The sequence below is a fragment of the Candidatus Dorea massiliensis AP6 genome, assembly GCF_964245105.1.
In the GTDB taxonomy this organism is placed as follows: Bacteria; Bacillota; Clostridia; order Lachnospirales; family Lachnospiraceae; genus Laedolimicola; species Laedolimicola intestinihominis.
The window spans coordinates 116,230-135,388 of record NZ_CAXTKW010000009.1; the positions used below are offsets into that span (position 1 = coordinate 116,230).

Annotated in this window: 18 protein-coding genes, 1 tRNA gene and 1 riboswitch; all 19 genes read right to left on the reverse strand. The window is 53.1% G+C overall.

Annotation, left to right across the window (positions count from 1 at the left end; genetic code table 11):
• Entirely contained in the window at positions 1-1,887 is a 1,887-nt protein-coding gene (locus tag ACESZP_RS10770; RefSeq protein ID WP_499709016.1) for a BglG family transcription antiterminator, read from the reverse strand.
• A gap of 139 nt (positions 1,888-2,026) precedes the next feature.
• Positions 2,027-2,683, reverse strand: coding sequence for a SpoIIIAH-like family protein (locus ACESZP_RS10775; protein ID WP_499709017.1), 657 nt, complete (start codon positions 2,681-2,683; stop codon positions 2,027-2,029).
• Positions 2,680-3,291 carry a SpoIIIAG-related protein gene (locus tag ACESZP_RS10780; RefSeq protein WP_499709018.1) on the reverse strand — a complete coding sequence of 204 codons (612 nt, stop codon included), beginning with the start codon at positions 3,289-3,291 and terminating at the stop codon, positions 2,680-2,682. Before ACESZP_RS10780 ends, ACESZP_RS10775 begins: the two co-directional genes overlap by 4 nt.
• Entirely contained in the window at positions 3,248-3,634 is a 387-nt protein-coding gene (locus tag ACESZP_RS10785; protein ID WP_499709019.1) for a stage III sporulation protein AF, read from the reverse strand. Before ACESZP_RS10785 ends, ACESZP_RS10780 begins: the two co-directional genes overlap by 44 nt.
• A 9-nt stretch (positions 3,635-3,643) precedes the next feature.
• Entirely contained in the window at positions 3,644-4,690 is a 1,047-nt protein-coding gene (locus ACESZP_RS10790) for a stage III sporulation protein AE (RefSeq protein WP_499709020.1), read from the reverse strand.
• 2 nt (positions 4,691-4,692) lie between these two features.
• Positions 4,693-5,076 (reverse strand): SpoIIIAC/SpoIIIAD family protein, encoded by a 384-nt coding sequence (locus ACESZP_RS10795; protein WP_178039357.1) that lies wholly within the window; start codon positions 5,074-5,076, stop codon positions 4,693-4,695.
• Between the two features lie 27 nt (positions 5,077-5,103).
• On the reverse strand, positions 5,104-5,298 hold the full coding sequence (spoIIIAC, locus tag ACESZP_RS10800) for a stage III sporulation protein AC (RefSeq protein ID WP_158362197.1): 195 nt from the start codon (positions 5,296-5,298) through the stop codon (positions 5,104-5,106).
• Positions 5,299-5,317: 19 nt separating this feature from the next.
• Positions 5,318-5,836, reverse strand: a complete 519-nt coding sequence (locus ACESZP_RS10805) for a stage III sporulation protein SpoIIIAB (protein WP_178039356.1) — start codon at positions 5,834-5,836, stop codon at positions 5,318-5,320.
• Positions 5,809-6,822, reverse strand: a complete 1,014-nt coding sequence (spoIIIAA, locus tag ACESZP_RS10810; protein ID WP_499709021.1) for a stage III sporulation protein AA — start codon at positions 6,820-6,822, stop codon at positions 5,809-5,811. The genes ACESZP_RS10805 and spoIIIAA overlap by 28 nt, the downstream gene beginning before the upstream one ends.
• A 208-nt stretch (positions 6,823-7,030) precedes the next feature.
• Complete coding sequence (gene alaS / locus ACESZP_RS10815; protein WP_499709022.1) at positions 7,031-9,670, reverse strand: alanine--tRNA ligase; 2,640 nt, start codon at positions 9,668-9,670, stop codon at positions 7,031-7,033.
• A gap of 99 nt (positions 9,671-9,769) precedes the next feature.
• A complete protein-coding gene (locus ACESZP_RS10820) occupies positions 9,770-10,018 on the reverse strand; it encodes a kinase (RefSeq protein ID WP_499709023.1) in 249 nt (82 codons plus the stop codon).
• Between the two features lies 1 nt (position 10,019).
• Positions 10,020-11,252, reverse strand: coding sequence for a tyrosine--tRNA ligase (gene tyrS, locus ACESZP_RS10825; RefSeq protein WP_499709024.1), 1,233 nt, complete (start codon positions 11,250-11,252; stop codon positions 10,020-10,022).
• A gap of 505 nt (positions 11,253-11,757) precedes the next feature.
• Positions 11,758-12,546, reverse strand: coding sequence for an ABC transporter ATP-binding protein (locus ACESZP_RS10830; RefSeq protein WP_158362186.1), 789 nt, complete (start codon positions 12,544-12,546; stop codon positions 11,758-11,760).
• Between the two features lie 12 nt (positions 12,547-12,558).
• Positions 12,559-13,617 carry an iron chelate uptake ABC transporter family permease subunit gene (locus tag ACESZP_RS10835; protein WP_178039467.1) on the reverse strand — a complete coding sequence of 353 codons (1,059 nt, stop codon included), beginning with the start codon at positions 13,615-13,617 and terminating at the stop codon, positions 12,559-12,561.
• Between the two features lie 75 nt (positions 13,618-13,692).
• The gene (locus ACESZP_RS10840; RefSeq protein ID WP_178039468.1) at positions 13,693-14,763 is read right to left on the reverse strand and encodes an ABC transporter substrate-binding protein; all 1,071 of its coding nucleotides are present in this window, start codon (positions 14,761-14,763) and stop codon (positions 13,693-13,695) included.
• A 137-nt stretch (positions 14,764-14,900) separates the two neighbouring features.
• A riboswitch (cobalamin riboswitch) is annotated at positions 14,901-15,118 on the reverse strand.
• Positions 15,119-15,232: 114 nt separating this feature from the next.
• A tRNA-Glu gene (locus tag ACESZP_RS10845) sits at positions 15,233-15,304 on the reverse strand.
• A 148-nt stretch (positions 15,305-15,452) separates the two neighbouring features.
• A complete protein-coding gene (locus ACESZP_RS10850; protein ID WP_499709025.1) occupies positions 15,453-16,667 on the reverse strand; it encodes a CapA family protein in 1,215 nt (404 codons plus the stop codon).
• 156 nt (positions 16,668-16,823) lie between these two features.
• Positions 16,824-17,186, reverse strand: a complete 363-nt coding sequence (locus tag ACESZP_RS10855; RefSeq protein WP_499709026.1) for a PqqD family protein — start codon at positions 17,184-17,186, stop codon at positions 16,824-16,826.
• Positions 17,187-19,106, reverse strand: coding sequence for an OPT family oligopeptide transporter (locus ACESZP_RS10860; protein WP_499709027.1), 1,920 nt, complete (start codon positions 19,104-19,106; stop codon positions 17,187-17,189).
• Between the last annotated feature and the right edge of the window lie 53 nt (positions 19,107-19,159).

Here is a 19,159-nt window from a genome sequence, read left to right on the forward strand (position 1 = left end):
TTACAGGAAGAGCTGTTTCAAATCCTCCGTCGAATAACATCTCTCCATCATTTCTCTGCCTTTGGAGCTGCAGAGGATCTGATAGGACTCCGCCAGCTGTTCCAGCAGCCCGTCGTAGGTACGGGCATAGCTGACCAGGTGCCAGGCTTCCGTCTCATTTTCTCTGCGGTATACATAGGTTTTCTCGTCTGCGTTAATACCGATAGCCACCTGCAGACAATGCCCCCAGGACAGACGTTTTCCCTGATAAGGCATCGTTCCGCGGAAAAAGTTATCCTTTACCTGCTCCACCGTATACAATGCGAAATTTCCTTCTTCATACTGCTTTCTCAGCCGCTCCAGCGAAAAATCCGTCTCCAGCCAGCTGGCTGCGATGGTATCCTGGATATTCCGGATATCCGTGTCCGACATGACGCCTGACACCTGGATACAGGGAATTCCCATATTCTTCAGCGGCACCGTGGAAATAATAAAATCAACAGGCTCCATGGATGCAAGCTTCTCCAGCTGAATCATGGATACCACGTCCAGGATACGATAAGTCGGAAAATACTGGCGCAGCTTGGTTTCCAGCAGCTGTGTCGCCCCAAATCCGCTGTTCGTAACCACCAGAATCTTCTTTTCCATGCGTTTGGCTTCCAGCATTGCCTGATAGTAGATTGCAATGTAAGAGACTTCCTTGATGCTGATCTCCTTCCTGCCGTATTTCCGGCAGATACACCAGAGCGCCGCCTGACACAGCCCCAGCAGTTCTCCATAATTAGCCTCCATATCCTCCAGAATCCGGCTCTGAATCCGGATATCGTACTTCACCCGGTTCAGAAGCGGACGTACATGGGCCAGCAGTCCCTCCATCAGCTGAGAATCCGGCTCCACTGTGATCCGCAAAGCCTTCAGCATATAGTGACTCAACTCCTTTACCAGCACCGGCGCAAAATCCGTCTCCTCCAGACAGTTCTGCTCCGATTTTCTCGGATACTCCTGTTTTCCCGGCACAATATCAGAGGATACCAGATAGCGGTACAGATAAAAACTCTCCTGCTCTGCCGCCTCCCAGTGTTTACGGATTATTCCCAGGAGTTCCTTTGCGAAATTCAGCAGCACCGGCTGAATTTTCGGGAATTTATGCTCATCCCATTCGATAAAATGGCCTCTCCTGGTTCGGGACGCGCAGATCAGTATATGATCCCGCAGATAGCTGTAATAAGGCTCCGTAATCGTGTGGCTGCATTGCTGTTCCAGATACCGCATAACTTCGCCGGACAGTTCTACTTCTTCCTCTGTAAAAAAACCCGTATGAATAAAATGTGTTTCTTCTTCGCCGGACTGCATATACTCGCCCGGCGTAATCTCCGTATTCTTGGACGGATTATTCTCCCGTACCCAGGCTGCAATCGCATGGCGAATTCCTTTTTCCGGCCCTTCCAGGCTTCTGCCCTTCCGGCTGGTTACCAGCGTCAGCCCGTAATCAGCCACCCAGTTCTCAATGGCCTTAAAATCATTGACGATACTGGCTCTGCTCACATAGAATTCATCTGAAAGCTTCTGTATCGACAGGCAGCTCTCATCCATCAAAAGCAGACGTTTGATAATCTCCATCCGCCTGAATTCCGCAGGCACAGGGCCTTCCTCACCCGCGCTGCTGCGCAGGCCGTTCAGCAGTTTCTGATTTCCCCTGGCTTTCTCCGGAAGCAGAATACCGCTTCCCGTCTTGCGAATCAAGGTCACATGAAATGGATTCAGATATTCCTGAATCGCCTTGATATCCTGTAAAACTGTTTTGTCCGATACCTGGAGTTTTTCCGCCAGATACTTGGCGGAGCGAAATTCCTTCTCATTTAATAAGAGCTCCAAACATTTTTTCTGTCTCGTATTTAAGTTCGCCATGAGTCTCTTCTCTTTTCTGTAGCATCGCTTCAGAGCAGTCCCTTTTGTCAGGAACTGCTCTTTCCTGTTTGTTTCTAACATTTTTTATAACATTTCATGTCTGATTATACAAGAAATCTTCTTTTCTGTAAACCCACCTCTACTCCGTCTGCGCCGCCGGCGTAATCACAATATTCTCTCCGGAGATCCCGGTTTTCCGCTTTACGATATCCTCGATCTGAGCTCTGCCCGCGTCGTCCACATTTTCCATATTAACCACCACATCGGCCTGGCCGTCGGTAATACTGACCACCACGTCCTCGAAGCCCTTGGCTGCCAGCAGGATTTCCGCCGCTGCTTCCTTCTCGGCGATATCCGTCAGCTCCACCATGCTGTCCACTGCCTCCTGCTTCTGGGCTTCGGAGATATTGGTATTGTTGATAACCTCCAGAAGGGTTTCCTTGTTTTTGGAACGCAGCTGCTCCCGGCTAAGCTTCGCCTCCGCCGCGAAGCCGGTTCCCGCCGAAGAACTGGCCAGCACCGCCTCGCCGGGTTCTTCTCCCTCCTCCACTTCTGCCGTCTCCTCCCTGTCTGAATCCAGGCTTTGGATATCGCCATCCGCAAACTGCAGCTCCTCCAGTCCGGTCTGGGCATAGAGATCCTCCGCGGAAATGTCGTCCGCGGCAGATGCGTCGCCTCCGGTCTGCAGCTTCGCGCCACTGAGCTTGCTGCCGGAATAGTTTAAATACCCGGCCACCGCAATCATAATGGCAAGCGCGGTGATGATCATCTGGTTCTTTTTAAATATGTTTTTCACTTTGCACCCTCCAACTTCATTATTTTTACTTTATGCGCCTCGATGGGAAATAATGCCTGCACAGCCTCCAGAAGCTCCTGCTTCACCACGGCACTGCCGCCGCCCTCCGCCAACACCAACACCCCTTCAATATTCGGCTCCAGCTCCTTCACCACATAGGGGCTTTTACCGCCGCTGCCGTCCTCATAATATACCGTCTCCTCGCCCCAGTCCTGCTCGTCGGTGGTGCGGCTTCCGCCACTGCCGTCCGTTTCTTCCACACTTTTCCGGGATTCCGGCGTATCCTTCTCCACGATCCGTTCTCCCCGGGATTCCAGAGTCACCATGACCTCCACCCGGCCTGCGCCCGCCACCTGGCTTAGGATGGCAGACAGACGCTTTTCCAGCTGTTCTTCATAGGTTGATGTGGCAGTATCTGTCTCTGCTGCCTCCTGTGTCCCGGAAATGGCCGCGTCTTTTTTGTCTGCCTCCGTAGTCCCCGTCGTAGTCGGAAGTGCAATTACCACCAGCAGAACACCAAAAAGCAGGAGTACCACCAGCTGCTCCTTTTTCGGCTTCTTCAGCTTACTCATCCAGTCTGATTTCCACTTTGATGTCTGAGCTTCCACCTTGCTCCTCCTCTCCGTCCGCCGGATTTTCTGTGCCGTCCCCGGTCAACTCCTGCTTCCGCTGTTCTATCTCCCGCGCATAGTCCACTTCCAGTTCCGCCTGCCGCCGCGTGAAATCCTGAAGCTCCTCGTCATAGGTCTGCTCTGCGTAAATGCTGTCCAGCGTACCAGACAGGCCTGCCACGGATAACAGAGGCGACAGCACCACCAGCATCAGCACAACCCCCATGAAAAAACGGACATATTTCTTCTGGCCTTCCTCCGGCAGAAGATGGAGAATTACGGTCATCAGGATAGCATAAAACGCGATGTCACGAATCCAGCCATATAGAAACTCTTTCATCCCTGCCTCCTACCCACGCACCGACACGGTCACCACCACAATGGTCACCACAAAGAGCACGGTCACCGTAAAAACCGCCTGAAATAAAAGTCTTACGCCCTCTCCAGCCCCGGACACACAGCCCGAAAAGCGCTTATCGCAAACCGGCTGAATCAGGGCGGCGGTTCCCTTTAAAAGCAGGGTCAGCACGCCAAGCTGCACCAGCGGTCCCAGGCAAAGCAGGGCCAGCACCAGCACCGCAGACGCCCCCACGCCATTTTTCAGAAGCACCGCAGAGCCCAGCAGCACATCGGCCACGCCGCCTGCCGCGTTACCGACGCCGGGCAGCATCCGGGCGGCCCTTGTAAAAGCTGTATTTTTCAGGGAATCAATGGCCGGGGTAATCATCCCCTGAATCGTGTTGAACCCCATCACCACCGTTAGCAGAATTTTCAGCGCCCAGCCCACCGCTTTTCCCGTAAGCTCGGTCATCTGGGACAGGTATTCCTCCTTTGTCAGATGATTGATGAAAACCAGAAGCATATACAGGTTCAATACCGGCAGCAGCGCCTTGCCAATCAGCCAGTCCAGCGCGTAGATAAGGCCCAACAGGAACTGGTAAAACACCAGCGCTGTAGCACCGCCCGCCGACAGGGTCACCGCCAGGCACCAGGCCGGAATCAGGGCCTTCATAAACTCCTGCACCGAAGCGAATACCTGCCCAGCCAGCTTTGCCGCCCCGGAAAATACCTGCAGCAGCAAAAGGAACAGCAGCAGATAGGTCATTTCAAAACTGATTTCCCCGATCTGATCATTTTTAAATACGTCAGTAAAATTCTTAAGGAGCGCCGCCGCAATCCCCAGTACCAGAATCGACACAAATATCTGTTTATCCTGGGTGAAGCTCCGTCCCGCTTCCGTAAGCGCCGTCCGAAAAAAGCTCTCCAGCGTAAAGGGCTGCTCCCCGGACAGCAGGGAAAGCACCGTATCCCGAAAGGAAAAGCTCTGGTTCAGGATCTCGTCCATGGCCCTCTGAATCTCCGAAAAATCCAGTTGTTCCAGTGTAAACGTGTCCATACTCACCCTCCCAGGAAGCTCTGTATCGTCTGAAGCAGCGCGCTCACGATAGGCATGCTGACCGCCAGAATGGACAGCTTCGCGAAAACGCCGATCTGCCCGGCCACTGCAGCGCAGCCTGCGTCCCGACAGATATCGGCGGCAAATTCTGAGATGTAGGTGATACCAATGATTTTCAGCAATACCTGAATGTAGGCGCTCTGGATAGAAATGGCGCTCTGAATCAGACGGATATTTTCTATCACCAGCCTTAAGCGCTCTGCCACGAGAAAAAGCAGCAAAATACCCGTTCCGACGCTGACACAGACGGCATATTCCGGTTTTGTCTGTTTCAGAAACAGAGCCAGAAAAACGCCGGTAATTCCAATCATGACTGCCTGGATCATCTCATTTCCCCCTCTCCTGAAATGAAGCTAGAGTGCAAACAGCTGCTTCATGGTATCAAATAGTTCAAAGATGTAGGGCAGAATCCAGAACAGCACCAGTACCAGTCCCGCCAGACTGGTGAGAAAGGCTTGCTCCTCCCGTCCGCTGTGCTTCAGGACCTGACAGATCACTGACACCAGAATTCCCACTGCCGCGATTTTAAAAATGAGATTCACACTCATAATTCCTCCCTCTGTGAAATCAAAGCAAAAGTATCACCAGGAATACACCGCCTGCGATCCCCAGGCTCTGATAAAGCTTCTGCCTGCTGCCCATATGCTCCTGCGCCTCAGCGATACTGTTCTCCAGCTGTTCCAGATAAAGCCGGATGGCTGCGAGCTGCATTTCCGCGTCCAGATACCCCAGCACCTCGCCCAGACTCTCCAGCTGCTCTAGGTCAGCCCGCACCAGATGCAGTCCCTTCAGATGCTTTGCCTCCTCCATTTTCCAGACCTCTCCTAGCGTCCGTCCATCCGCTTTTTTCAGCTCGTCCGCAGTTTCGGACAAAAAAGTACCGAAGGGCACTGGCAGCCGCACAGACACATGACAGAATGCCTCCGGAAGAGGCAGGCGGGCGTAGCGGATCTCACCCTGAAGCATGTAGACCAGCTGCTTCAGGATACGGAGCTCCCGTACGCGCCGTTTTAAATCACCGCTGAAGCTTGCCCCAATGCCTGCCGCCGAACATAAAATCAGGCAGGCGCCTGTGATTTTGAGCATAGGATCTTCCCCTTTCCGTCCAGGATGGCTCGCACGGTTCCCGGTCCATGCCGCGCATCCAGCACCACGAAGCGTTCGAAAATTCCCGTCTGCAAAAGTCCCGAAACCAGGGGCTTTTGACGAATCTCCTCCAGGCTGCTTCCGTGTACGGTGGCCAGGATGCGACAGCCGCAGGAAATGGCGTTTTCCATAGCTTCCATATCTGCATTTCCACCTATCTCATCCACGGCGATGAGCTCCGGGGACATGGAACGCACCAGCATCATCATGCCCTCGGCTTTGGGACAGCCGTCCAGAATGTCAGTCCGCACTCCCACGTCCAGGCCCGAAACGCCTAAGTGACTTCCGCCAATTTCGCTTCGCTCATCCACTACGCCTACCCGCATTCCCCGAAAACCGGTACGGCCATTGGAGATCTGACGGATTAGATCCCGCAGCAATGTGGTTTTACCGCAGCGGGGCGGGGAGATCAGAAGCGTATGGCAGAGGCCTTCCGAGTTGTAGAGCCAGGGCAGGACGGCGTCGGCGCAGCCTTTGACCTCATGGGCGACTCGAATGTTCAGACTGGTGATATAGCGAAGGGTTTTAACCTGGCCGTTTTCCGTCACTGCTTTTCCTGTGACGCCGATGCGGTGACCGCCGGGCAGGGTAAGATACCCCTGACGGATTTCATCCTCATAAGCATAGAGGGAATAGGCTCCGGCAAATTCCAGGGTTTCGCGGAGCTCCTGTGCAGTGACCTGGTGAGCGGATTTTGGGCTTCCCGTTTCATAGCCATCCTCGGTCAGGAAGGTTTCCCGTCCCCGATACCAGAGAGTCAATGGGCGCGCCTGAGACAGGCGGATTTCCTGCAGCTCTTTCCAGTCTAAATTGACTTTTTTCAGAAGCTGGCGGAGCGGCAGGGACAGGATAGCGGAAATTGCTTCCTGTGGGGGCGGCGATACCTGATATGATTCTGTTTTGGGTTGTGAATTAGTTGGCTGCATGTCCTCTCACCTCTTAAGACAATATATGTGAGGGCAGGGGCTAATAAGAACTATAGACGGACGAAAAAGGGCGGGCGGGGGAAATTCTTCCCCCGCCCGCCCTTTTTCTGGTTTTTGCGAGTGCGATTTTATGTTGAAACCGGCAGGTCGCGTTCGCTCCTGCCGGTTTCTGGGTACACATGTGTGTAGTATTTGGTAGTATTTGGTTTTATTTGATCTGCTCGGCTGCTACCTCAGCTGCCTTGGCGATGGCTGCGTCGATGCCATCGGCATTCTTGCCGCCGGCCTGGGCCATGCCGGGACGTCCGCCGCCGCCTCCTCCTACGAGGCCTGCGATGGCTTTGATCAGGTTGCCTGCGTGTGCGCCCTTCTTCTGGGCTCCGTCGGTAGCTGTTGCCATGAGGCTTACCTTGCCGTAAACGGCGCTGGCCAATACGACCACGCCTTCACCCAGCTTTTCCTTCAACTGATCGCCCAGATCCCGGAGACCGTTCATATCTACGCCCTCCAGCTTGGCTGCCAGAACTTTGACTCCGTTAATCTCTTTTACCTGGTCCATGACATCGCCCAGGGCGTCTTTGGCCGCCTTGCTCTTCAGGGCTTCGTTTTCACTGTGCAGCTCTTTGATCTCGGCCAGCAGGTGCTCGATCTTCTCGTTCAGGCCTGCCGGGGTGGTCTTGGCGGTCTTGGCTGCCTCCTGAAGCTGTGCCTCTACGTTCTTATAATAAGCAAATACGCCGTCACCGGTCAGTGCCTCAATACGACGCACGCCCGCCGCGATACCTGCCTCGGATACAATCTTGAATACCATGATCTGGGAGGTATTGGCTACGTGGGTACCGCCGCAGAGCTCCTTGGAGAAGTCGCCCATGGATACCACGCGCACCTTCTCTTCGTACTTCTCTCCGAACAGTGCCATTGCACCGGTCTTCTTCGCTTCTTCAATGTCCATAACCTCTGTAACAACCGGGAGAGCCGCCTGAATCTCCTGATTTACCAGCGCCTCTACCTTCGCGATCTCCTCCGGCGTCATAGCCTCAAAATGGGAGAAGTCAAAACGGAGACGATCCGGGGTTACCAGGGAGCCCTTCTGCTCTACATGGCTGCCAAGGACAGTCTTCAGAGCTTTCTGAAGCAGATGGGTAGCACTGTGGTTCTTACAGGTATCTGCGTGCTTCTTGGCTGCCACCTCCAGGGTCACCTGATCGGATACCTTGAACATACCCTTTGTTACGCGTCCCACATGGCCAATCTTGCCGCCGCGGAGCTTGATGGTATCCTGTACCTCGAACTCGCCGTTCTCGGAACGGATCACGCCGGCATCACCCTGCTGACCGCCCATGGTAGCGTAGAACGGGGTCTCTTTTACAAAAATGGTTCCGCTCTGGCCGTCGGTCAGCGCCTCTGTCAGCTCGCTGTCGGTGGTCAGTACGGTAATCTCGGACTCTGCGGTCAGGCTGTCATAGCCTACAAAGGCAGAAGTCACCTTCGGATCGATCTGATCGTACACGGTAGCGTCAGCTCCCATGTAGTTGGTCACCGCGCGGGCCTCTCTTGCCTTGACACGCTGCTCCTCCATGGCTGCCTTGAAGCCGTCCTCGTCTACGGACAGCCCCTTCTCCTCCAGGATTTCCTTTGTCAGGTCTACCGGGAAGCCATAGGTATCATACAGCTTAAAGGTATTCTCACCGGAAAGCACCTTCTCGCCCTTTGCTTCCATCTCTGCTTCCATCTCTGCCAGAATGCTTAAGCCCTGGTCGATGGTCTTGTTGAATTTCTCTTCCTCCTGATCGAGAACCTTGAAAATGAACTCGCGCTTCTCGTCCAGCTCCGGATAACCGTCCTTGGATCCCTCGATGACAGTCTCGCTAAGCTTTGCCAGGAACTTGCCTTCGATACCCAGAAGACGTCCGTGGCGGGCTGCCCGGCGGATCAGACGGCGCAGTACATAGCCCCGTCCCTCATTGGTGGGCATAATACCGTCGGAAATCATAAAGGTAGCGGAACGGATATGGTCGGTAATCAGACGAATCGATACGTCCTTCTGTTCGTCCTTCTTGTATTCGGTGTGAGCCAGCTCGCAGACCTTATCCCGGAGCGCTCTTACGGTATCCACGTCAAAGATGGAATCCACGTCCTGCACCACGCTTGCCAGACGCTCCAGACCCATACCGGTATCAATGTTCTTCTGCTTCAGCTCGGTATAGTTGTTGTGGCCGTCGTTGTCAAACTGGGTAAATACGTTGTTCCAGATCTCCATGTAGCGGTCGCAGTCGCAGCCTACAGTACAGCCCGGCTTGCCGCAGCCATACTTCTCGCCTCTGTCATAATAGACCTCAGAGCAGGGGCCGCAGGGACCTGCGCCGTGCTCCCAGAAGTTGTCCTCCTTGCCAAACCGGAAGATTCGGTCTGCCGGAATCCCGATTTCCTTATTCCAGATGTTGAACGCCTCGTCGTCCTCCAGGTAAACGGACGGATACAGACGATCCTTGTCCAGTCCCACCACCTCGGTCAGGAACTCCCAGGTCCAGTGAATCGCTTCGTCCTTGAAGTAATCGCCGAAGGAGAAGTTGCCCAGCATCTCAAAGAAGGTGCCGTGACGGGCGGTCTTTCCTACATTTTCAATATCGCCTGTACGGATACATTTCTGACAGGTGGTCACTCTGCGGCGGGGCGGAATCTCCGCGCCGGTAAAATACGGCTTCAGCGGAGCCATACCGGAGTTGATCAGCAGAAGACTGTTATCGTTGTGAGGTACAAGAGAAAAACTCTTCATTGCCAGATGTCCCTTGCTCTCGAAAAATTCCAAGAACATTCTTCGAAGTTCATTTACGCCATACTGTTTCATTTGTTCCCTCCTAAGCCCAGATTCGTTAGCGGGCTGTCTCTATTCCATAATCTTTTTTATTATAGGTTCTGGGGGGCGGTTTGTCAATCGTTCTTCTGTTTACCACTGCTTCATTTCCCGAATCAGCTCTGCCTCATAATCCCCCAGAACCTCCTGCTGGCGGCCGCCGTGGTAGAGGTTGGTCTCTGCGCCGCGCTCTCTGTTTTCCTCAAACTCCCAGATGTGATAGGGAACGCCGCGGTAGGAGAAGTCAATGCTGCCAAGCCCGTCCTCCTCCGTATATTCATATTCCCAGCCCTTTTCCTCCAGAAAGGCGCGGACGCGGGAAAGATACTGTCTTTCTTCCATATTAATCAGCCTTTACCTTGTGGTATGCCTTCTTGCCCTTGCGAAGCACCAGCGCTCCGTCGGCGTCCATATCACCCGTGGTAAATTTCTGGTACACATCTGTTACCTTTACATCATTGACCGTCACGCCGCCCTGCTGTACCAGACGTCTCGCCTCGGAACGGGTAGGAGCCAGCCTTGTCTCCACCAGAAGCGTCAGGATATCCTTACCCTCATCCAGCTCGGCCTTCGCGTAGGTTGTGGTGGGCATATCGTCGGTCTTGCCGCCGTTGGCGAACAGGGCTCTTGCAGCCTCCTGTGCTTTCTTGGCTTCTTCCTCACCGTGTACAATCTTGGTGATCTCGTATGCCAGAACCTCTTTTGCGTGATTGATTTCCGCGCCCTCCAGAGCTCCCAGGCGACGAACCTCGTCCATGGGCAGGAAGGTCAGAAGTCCCAGGCACTCCTCTACCTTCACGTCTTCGATGTTTCTCCAGTACTGGTAAAACTCGTAGGGAGAGGTTTTCTCCGGATCAAGCCACACGGCGCCCTTCATGGTCTTGCCCATCTTGATGCCCTCGCTGGTGGTCAGAAGCTTGAAGGTCAGACCGTATGCCGGCTTATTCTCTTTTCTGCGGATCAGTTCTACGCCGCCGATGATATTGGACCACTGGTCATTGCCGCCCAGCTCCATCTGGCAGCCGTACATCTGGTTCAGCTTCAGGAAATCGTAGGACTGCATGATCATGTAGTTAAACTCAAAGAAGGTCAGTCCCTTCTCCATTCTCTGCTTGTAGCACTCCGCGTTCAGCATCCGGTTTACAGAGAAATGAGCTCCTACCTCGCGCAGAAAATCCACATAATTCAGATCCAGCAACCAGTCCGCATTATTCGCCAGAATCGCGTTGTCATTGTCGAAGTTGATGAAACGGGACAACTGGTTCTTGAAGCAGTCCGCGTTGTGCTGAATGGTTTCCTTTGTCATAATCTTACGCATATCGGACTTACCGGAGGGGTCTCCTACCATGGTGGTTCCGCCGCCCAGAAGGGCGATGGGACGATGTCCTGCCCGCTGCATATGCATCATAGCCATGATGGTCAGGAAATGTCCTGCGGTCAGGCTGTCTGCGGTGGCGTCAAAGCCGATGTAAAAGGTTACTTTTTCCTTTCCAAGGAGCTCTCTTACCTCCTCCGGATGGGTACACTGCTCGATGAAGCCGCGCTCCATGAGTACGTCATAAATATTTTCTGCCATGTTCTCTTCCTCCTGATTAGAAATTCACTCTGCTGTGCAAACCCTGGCTTTTTCAAGGCCAGGGTTCACGGGCTTCACCCTATATTCCGGGCTCCATCCACATTTCCCATGCAAGCATGAAAAATGTTCCTGTAGCCCAGAATGCACGGCTCATTGCTTACGTAAAAAAACCCTCATCCTTATAAAAGGACGAGGGCTACGCTCGTGTTACCACCTTTTTTCATAAACAGCTCGCGCTGCTTACCTCTTCAAGTGCCAGCTATCGACACTCTAGCACGCTAACGGGTGCGGGATTCCGTCGCAGCCTACTTCCTGCTCCGGAAAACTGCTTCCGGAAATGGGTTCGGTGCGAAGCTCGGGGATGTATTCAAAATCAGGAGATACGCGCGCCTCTCATCGCCCGGCTGCTTTCTGTCCGCTCCCTCCGACTTCTACTTGTTCCCGTCAAAGCCTTTTGGTTTATGTGTAAATCTGCGTTTATTATAGGCAGGGGAAACTGGTTTTGTCAAGCCCTTTTTCCGCTTTTTATCCAGCCCGGCAGATAATAAATCTGCCGTTTTCCCGTGGCCGTATTTGTGGTGATCTGCGCCTCGATGCCAAAGTACTCCCGGATATTTTCTTTTGTGAGCACCTCTTCCGGCGTACCGTAATCCACAATCTTCCCCTGATACATGAAAATAATCCGATCGCAGTACAGGGCAGCCAGATTCAGGTCATGAATGGACGAAAATACCGTCACGTCCTGCCCCTTTAAAATATCCATAATCTGATACTGATAGCTCACATCCAGATGGTTCGTGGGCTCATCCAGCACAATAAAGGCACTCTCCTGCATCAGCACACGGGCCAGCAGCACACGCTGCTTTTCGCCACCGGACAGGCTTAAGTAGGAACGGTGCTCGTAGCCGGACAGTCCCACTTCCTTCAGGCATTTTTCACAGAGCTTCTTGTCCTCCGCCGAATCCCCCTGCAGGAATTTTTTCTTGGCGTACCGGCCAAACATGACCATATCCCGCACCTCGAAATCAAACTCCACATGATTTTCCTGAGCCATGACTGCCATTTCCCCGGCCATTTTTTTGAAGGAAAAATCCAGCACATCCTTTTCATTCAGAAAAACGGTACCCCGGCCCGGCTTGTAGGTCCGGTAGATATTTTTGAGAAGCGTAGATTTGCCGCAGCCATTGGGACCAACCAGGCCCACAAACTCGCCGTCCTGCACTTCCAGGCAGATTTGTTCCAGAATGCTTTTTCCGTCTATCTGATAATCCAGATTTTTTACCTGTAAACTCATACTCTGCCTCCTCTACTTTTTTCCCATATTGCCCCGGCGAATCAGATACAGGAAGAAGGGCGCGCCGAAAAAGGCCGCCACCACGCCGATGGGCAATTCAGACGGAGCAATGATGGTGCGTGAAATCAGATCGGTAAGCATTGTAAAAAGACCGCCTCCCAGAATCGCCATGGGGATCAGCCGTCTGTGTCCGGATCCCACAAAGCTTCGCATAATATGGGGTACAACCAGTCCCACAAATCCGATCACGCCGCTGACGGATACCACAACGCCGGTCAGGATCGTGGAAGCCGCAATAATAACCAGTTTCATTTTACGGGTATCCACACCCAGAGTTTCCGCCACGTCATCGCCCAGAAGCAATACGTCCAGCTCCTTCGCGAACAGGAAAATGACCACGATTACCACAACGCCAACCACCACCACATATCTCAGCTTGCTCCAGGTGGCTCCGCTTAAGGATCCTACCATCCAATAGAGCGCCATCTTCGTCTTATCCGATCCCGTATTGATTCCGTATACCATCAGATTGGTAAAGGCCGAGAACAGGGCGGAAGTCGCGATACCCGCCAGAACCAGCTGCGTCGAGGTAATCCGGCCATGAATGGAGGCGATACTTAAAGACAGACAGATGGAGACAGCCGCTCCCATGGTAGCGCCAAAGATAACGGAATACCCGCCCATAAAGCTGAACCACCCAAGCAGGATCGCGCAGACTGCCCCGGCAGAAGCGCCGGAGGAGATACCCAGCACATAGGGATCTGCCAGGGGATTCTTGGTCAGTGCCTGCATCAGGACGCCGCACAGCGCCAGTCCCGCGCCTACGATAAAGGCCATCAGCACGCGGGGAAACCGGATATTCCAGATGATATTTTCCGTTTTGCCCTCCCAGGCAATTTGAAAGATATCCTTCCCAGAGATTTTATTTACCAGAATTTTTCCAATATCGCCTGCTGAGACGTTCACTGCGCCGATGGTTACCGATATGGTCAATACCGCGGCAATCAGCAGCAATACCAGCAGCAGCGTCACAAGGAAGCGGCCTTTGCCCGATTTTACTGTTCCTTTCATAGATTCCTCCTTCGAGAACACAAATAGAATGAGCAAGAAAAACGGGGAGCTTTCACTCCCCTGTCTTTCCCCCTGTTAGAATTTGTCCGGATACAGCTGCTCTGCAATGGTCTTCACTGCATTGGCGCTTCCTGCGCTTCCCTGCATATCACTGCAGCATACGGAGTAGATTCTGCCTTCCTTTACGGCGCGCAGATCCTTGGTGAACTCATTGGTCTCCAGGAACTCCCGCTTCTCTGCCACATCGTCTCCGGTATACTCCAGAATCAGAATCACGTCCGGATCACGCTCTACTACTTCCTCCCAGGAGGGCTTTGCCCAGCCTGCTTCGATATCATCGAAGATGGAGATACCGCCGGCCTTCTTGATGATGTCGCCCGGCATACCCTGGCAAGCGGTAAACGGTACATCCTCTCCGGAATCATAAGCAAATACTTTTACCGGATTCTCATAGGCCTCATCGCCCAGAGCGTCCTGCACCTCCTGCAGGGTATCCTTCATAGCCTGTACCTTCTCGGCTGCCAGTTCCTGCACCTTGAAGATATTTCCCAGAGTTTCATAATCCTTATAGAGATCCTCGAAGGTTGCACTGTCTGTGCATACATACGGGAAGTACATCGTGATACCGTTTTCCTCGCAGAAATCCTTGTTGAAGTTTTTATCTGAGAATGTGGAATCCCATCCCATCAGAAAATCACAGCCGGTTGCCAGCAATTCTTCCTTGGACAGATTGGTCAAGCCCTCGCCCGGATTCATCAGCTGAGGAACCTCATCCCGGGCCGGATACTCGGAAGCCGTACTCCAGCAGAAGCCCTTGGTATAGCCTACCATCTGGTCCTGCAGTCCCAGATCAAAGAAAAAGTCTGCCATCTGGTCGCCGGACGCTACCACAGCGGAGGGCATTTTGGTGATGGTGTACTCTACGTTCTCGCCCAGTCCGGAACGCTCCAGGTTCAGGGTGATGCTGACCGGCTCATAATCGCTGTCTGCATCGACCGTCTCATCAGCTGCGTCGGTACTTTCTGCATCCTCTGTGGTCTCCTCCGCAGTGGTGGTTGTGGTATCCGCAGTCTTGGAACCACAGCCTGCCAGCATACCAGCCACAAGGCAGGTGCTTAACAATACGCTTACTACTCTCTTCTTCATGTTCTTTCTCCTCTGTTGTATAAAATGATTCGTCCATAAAAAAAGCACCACCCAATCACTTCTGATCAGATGATGCACCCGTATTCGGCATCCGGACGCACTGCGCCCTTTATCTTTCGCAAATGTCATGGACCGTGACAGCAAAAGCAGAATAAGCAGGTCTTCTGACTTACGCTGGCCTTATTTGTCTTCCTTCTTCCCGTCCCGTACCGTTTCCTGTACCTTACGGACAGTGAAGGAAAACGGCCCTGAAACTTCGCGCTTACAGCGGCGGCACCGCACAGGATTTACACCTGTTTCCCTTTTCACCGGCCCAACATTTCTGTTAGCCGACACTCACTCCGTTAGATATATTACCTATTTTCCGTTTTCTTGTCAAGCATCAAATATTGTTAATCCATGCCAGTTCCTTCCATTCCTCCACAATGCGATAAAACAAAAAACTCCTGGATAACCAGAAGTTTTTCAGCAGTCGATAGGGGAATCGAACCCCTGTTTTCGCCGTGAGAGGGCGACGTCTTAACCGCTTGACCAATCGACCATTTCCTATGTTTTTGTGCCGCACCCTTGCGACTTGTTTAGTATATAATAAGGCAACAGGAAATGCAAGTGTTTTTTTCAAAATTTTTAATTTCTTTATATTTCACGTATTTTTTATATTTTTCTGATAATTTATACATCTTTTTTTCTTACTCCCTGACGCTTCCATCTTCCCCTATTGTAACGCCGCCGAAGCACAGCCCCTGCAGATTTCCGTAGAAGGCTGCCCGCCCACTGCCATCCATCAGTCCCATCTGGTTGGCCGTACTGACACAGGGAATCACCCTTACCTCTGTGCCGTCGTCTGTAATGGTCAGCTCTGCCATCATGGTTTCGTAGGTCCGGTTTGCGAAAATAAAATTGCCCAGGCTATAAAAAATCGGTTTCCCCTGATAATATTCGATCCCCTGCAGTACATGAGGGTGCGCGCCGATCACAGCGTCTGCCCCGGCGTCGATATACTGGCGGGCCAAGGACTTCTGATACTCCTCCGGCTCTGTGTTCCGCTCGATTCCCCAATGGACATAGACCACTACATAGTCGCACTGCTGCTTCGCCGCCTGTATCTCCCCCAGAAGCTTCGTGGGATCATAGGTGGTAAAGAGACCGGAATTGCTCCGGGACGCCGTCCAGGAATGCTCCGGAATCACACGGGTGGCTCCCAGAAAGCCAATGACCCGTCCGCCTGCCTCCATGGTTTTCAGAGCCTTTGCCTCCTCCAGGTTCTGCCCCGCTCCCACATGGAGAATTCCTGCCTCGTCCAACGCTTCAAGGGTCTCCTTAAGCGGGCCCCGTCCGAAATCCAGCATATGGTTATTGGCCAGGGTCACGATATCTGCCCCCAGCTCCGGTAATACAGATGCATATTTGGGATCCACCCGGAAGGTATATTGCTTATCTTCCATTGCCTCACCGGTAGTTCCAAAAGGAAATTCCTGATTCAGCATGAAGATATCGGCGCCGCGGGTAATGGAAAGCAAATCTGATGTGGCCGCTGCAGAAATGCCGTTTCGCTCGTATTTTTCCTGTAAAACATCAGTCAGAAACAGGTCGCCTGCAAACAATAAGGTAACATCCTCTTTCCGGTTCTCTCCATCCGAGGCTTCTGCACCTTCCGATTCCTCTGCCCAAGCTTCAGAGGCTTCTGATTTTCCGGACGGCGTCAACACATGTACGGTCGGTACTTCCACTGACAGCTTTCCTGTTTTCTCAGTGTCCGCATTTTCCAGGGAATCCATCCCTGCATCCGCCAGAGCCTCCGCGCTTTTCCCGGGCGCAGAAAAGCCTTCCGCCGCCCACAACGCGCCGCCTACAAGGAGCGCCATGAGAACTGCCAGAATACTTATCTGAATGTATTTTATCATTTCCCTGTAAAAAGATCTTTTCCGTCCCGTCATGGATTCCGTCCCTTCGCTGCCGCCGTCCATTTTATCTGATATCTATTTTACCCGTTTCCAAAGAAAAAGGCAACAGCCCTCCGGGAGGAAGGACTGCTGCCAATTCTTAATATTTTCTGATCTCTATGCTTGTTTCTTTTTCTCCAGCGGAGTACTGTATCCGATATAATGGTTCTGATACAGAATCTGGAAAAACTTTGTAAGGCGCGGAAGAAGCGGCTCCGCCTCTTCGCCGTAGCGTTCCTTTACCAGAAAGCTGATGTCGTAGATGGTCCGCTGGCCGTCCATCTGCTGCCATACAAAGCTGCCGTACTCGTCCAGACTGATATAGCTGACCTTCGGCCGCTTGAAAAACTTCTGTGCCAGCCAATTATAGAAGCCTTTGTTCTGTACTTCTATCTCCACCAGCTTCTTTTCATTCAGCTTCCAGCTGTAGCCCGGCGCGCAGACCGGCACAAAATCCAGATAATTCTTTTTTTTCTTCATTTATTTCTTCTTTCTGCCAATGGTGATCTTGAACAGGGTCGCGGTCAGCAGGGCAAAGAATACCAAGCCACCGATATTGCCGTTGAGCGGAGTTCTGGAAAGAATGGTATCGCCCATCGCGTCGCCCAGGGAACCATTTGCCATGGGGATGATCGCAAAGACTGCCAGCAGGATACCTACCAGACCCTCGCCTGCGATCAGACCGGAGCAGTACAGTACGCCGTTATCAAGCATATCCTTCTTCGCCTTCTCGTCCATGCCCTTTTTCTTCTCCAGGAACAGACGAACCAGACCACCGATCATCATCGGGGTGCTCAGATGAATCGGCAGATACAGACCTACGGCGAAGGGAAGTACCGGGATACCCAGGACTTCCACTACGATACCGATAAACGCGCCTGCAAATACCAGAGTCCAGGGCAGGTTTCCGCCCATAACGCCCTCTACGATCATCTTCATCAGAGTCGCCTGGGGAGCCGGAAGCTCGGTGGAGCCATAGCCCCATGCTGCGTTCAGCAGGTACAGGATCGCGCCGATGGCCACTGCGGATGCTACCACACCGATGAGCTCACCGATCTGCTGACGCCAGGGTGTAGCGCCTACGATGTAACCGGTCTTCAGGTCCTGAGAGGTATCTCCGGCAATCGCTGCTGTGATACAGATCACAGAACCGATAGCGATAGCTGCTGTCATACCAGCCTGGCCTACCTGACCGGTTGCCTTCAGGATCATAGCGGTTACCAGAAGCGTCGCGATGGTCATACCGGATACCGGGTTGTTGCTGCTTCCGATCAGACCTACCATACGGGAGGATACGGTTGCAAAGAAGAAACCGAAAATCACGATCAGAATTGCGCTGAACAGATTCACCGGAACAATCGGGATCAGCCAGATCAGCAGGGCCAGAGCTACTACGCCAAGGATGATAGCCTTCATCGGAAGGTCTTTGTCTGTACGCAGATCGCTTCCTGCATTGCCCTTGCCGTAGCCCTTCATGGCGTCGCGGAAGGTGCGAACGATCAGCGGCAGGGACTTGATCAGGCTGATGACTCCGCCCGCTGCTACGGCGCCTGCGCCGATGTATTTGATGTAGTTGCTCCAGATAGCGAAGGAACCGCCTGCCGCGTACAGCTCAGCGACGCTTACACTCGCCGGGAACAGGGTGACATTCTGACCGAACAGAACGATCAGCGGCATCAGCACGAACCAGCCCAGCACACCACCTGCGAACAGGTAGGAGGAAATCTTGGTTCCGCAGATATAGCCGACGCCAAGCAGAGCCGGAAGTACGTCGATACCGACGCCGGATCCCTTGTAAGCCGGAATCTCATAATGAACCTCGCTGGGAAACAGCTTCAGGCCGTCTGTGACGAACTTGTAAGCTGCTGCCAGACCCAGACCCTTGAATACGATGCCGGCCTTCTCTCCGCCTTCCTCGCCTGCCAGAAGTACCTCCGCACAAGCCTGCCCTTCCGGATAGGGAAGCACGCCGTGCTCCTGCACGATCAGGGCTTTCCGCAGCGGAACCATGAACAGAACGCCCAGGCTGCCGCCGATAGCTGCGATGATGGCAATCTCTACCAGAGACGGAGCGCTGGTGCCCCACTCGCTGGCCCACAGGAACAGGGCCGGCATGGTGAAGATAGCGCCTGCGGCTACGGACTCACCGGCGGAACCGATGGTCTGTACCATATTGTTCTCAAGAACAGAATCCTTTTTCAGGATGACACGGATGACACCCATGGAAATAACTGCCGCCGGAATAGACGCGGAAACAGTCATACCAACTCTCAGTCCCAGATACGCGTTTGCGCCGCCGAACAGAACAGCCAGCAGAATACCGAGGATGACAGAGGTCGCCGTAAACTCCGGAAGAGACTTTTCAGCCGGAATATAAGGCTTAAAATTGTTATCACTCATACTTACTCTCCTTTTCTTCTCTTTCCGGCCTGTTTCTCCCGTCAGCACCGAAA

Coding starts and splice junctions, on each gene's coding strand:
- alaS (WP_499709022.1), bottom strand. CDS start 9,670: ATGAAACAGTATGGCGTAAATGAACTTCGAAGAATGTTCTTGGAATTT.
- ACESZP_RS10785 (WP_499709019.1), bottom strand. CDS start 3,634: ATGAAAGAGTTTCTATATGGCTGGATTCGTGACATCGCGTTTTATGCT.
- ACESZP_RS10850 (WP_499709025.1), bottom strand. CDS start 16,667: ATGATAAAATACATTCAGATAAGTATTCTGGCAGTTCTCATGGCGCTC.
- ACESZP_RS10860 (WP_499709027.1), bottom strand. CDS start 19,106: ATGAGTGATAACAATTTTAAGCCTTATATTCCGGCTGAAAAGTCTCTT.
- tyrS (WP_499709024.1), bottom strand. CDS start 11,252: ATGGCAGAAAATATTTATGACGTACTCATGGAGCGCGGCTTCATCGAG.
- ACESZP_RS10840 (WP_178039468.1), bottom strand. CDS start 14,763: ATGAAGAAGAGAGTAGTAAGCGTATTGTTAAGCACCTGCCTTGTGGCT.
- spoIIIAA (WP_499709021.1), bottom strand. CDS start 6,822: ATGCAGCCAACTAATTCACAACCCAAAACAGAATCATATCAGGTATCG.
- ACESZP_RS10835 (WP_178039467.1), bottom strand. CDS start 13,617: ATGAAAGGAACAGTAAAATCGGGCAAAGGCCGCTTCCTTGTGACGCTG.
- ACESZP_RS10770 (WP_499709016.1), bottom strand. CDS start 1,887: ATGGCGAACTTAAATACGAGACAGAAAAAATGTTTGGAGCTCTTATTA.
- ACESZP_RS10795 (WP_178039357.1), bottom strand. CDS start 5,076: ATGATCCAGGCAGTCATGATTGGAATTACCGGCGTTTTTCTGGCTCTG.
- spoIIIAC (WP_158362197.1), bottom strand. CDS start 5,298: ATGAGTGTGAATCTCATTTTTAAAATCGCGGCAGTGGGAATTCTGGTG.
- ACESZP_RS10790 (WP_499709020.1), bottom strand. CDS start 4,690: ATGGACACGTTTACACTGGAACAACTGGATTTTTCGGAGATTCAGAGG.
- ACESZP_RS10855 (WP_499709026.1), bottom strand. CDS start 17,186: ATGAAGAAAAAAAAGAATTATCTGGATTTTGTGCCGGTCTGCGCGCCG.
- ACESZP_RS10805 (WP_178039356.1), bottom strand. CDS start 5,836: ATGCTCAAAATCACAGGCGCCTGCCTGATTTTATGTTCGGCGGCAGGC.
- ACESZP_RS10830 (WP_158362186.1), bottom strand. CDS start 12,546: ATGAGTTTACAGGTAAAAAATCTGGATTATCAGATAGACGGAAAAAGC.
- ACESZP_RS10820 (WP_499709023.1), bottom strand. CDS start 10,018: ATGGAAGAAAGACAGTATCTTTCCCGCGTCCGCGCCTTTCTGGAGGAA.